Source organism: Actinocorallia lasiicapitis (assembly GCF_054778695.1).
The window spans coordinates 1-545 of the sequence record NZ_BAAGZI010000918.1 but is presented as its reverse complement, the minus strand read 5'-3'; the positions used below and the strand labels follow the sequence as shown (position 1 = coordinate 545).

The 545-nt window shown below is 65.5% G+C and carries 2 protein-coding genes; both read left to right on the top strand.

Going from position 1 to position 545, the window contains the following annotated elements; translation table 11 throughout:
• Window positions 1–207, top strand: a 207-nt coding sequence (locus ACYVE7_RS35495; RefSeq protein WP_460371097.1) for a TraE/TraK family type IV conjugative transfer system protein, incomplete at its 5' end; no start/stop codon positions are given.
• A partial coding sequence (locus ACYVE7_RS35490) for a TraK domain-containing protein (protein ID WP_460371095.1) occupies window positions 204–545 on the top strand: 342 nt, incomplete at its 3' end. The genes ACYVE7_RS35495 and ACYVE7_RS35490, both read left to right, overlap by 4 nt.

Genomic DNA, 545 nt, shown 5'->3' with positions numbered 1-545 from the left:
GCCGGCATGAAGGTCGACACCGAGAAACTGACCTCGGAAGTGACCGGCACGCTGCACACCGTCGTCGGCTCGAAGTCGGTCACCGCCGAGCCGAAGACGTTCCGCTTCTACTGGGCGTATCGCGGCCTGACTCTCCAGCTCAAGGGCTTCGGGATGGTCACCAAGGCCGACAAGGACGCCGCGGCAACCATCGGAGACGACGCATGACCGCCTGGGTCGCAGTCGGGCTGATCGGGGGCGGGACCGCCTTCGCATCGCGCCTGTGTTCGCTATCGCGCCTGATCGGGGCAGGGATGATCGTCGCGGGCGGAATGGTGCTCGCCGCGCCAGCCTTTGCCGACGAGCATGTGCTGGCGAAGGACAACAGCGAGGTCGCCTGCACGATGTCGAAGTCGGGGCTGACCCGCGTCAGCCTCAAGGACGATCGCTTCGCCAGCGTCTCGAAGCTGACCACCGGGGTCGATACCGACGATTTCACCGTGGTCAACGAACCGACCCGGGGCGACATCTATGTGTCGGTCCCGGAAGCCTATTCTCGGCCGAAC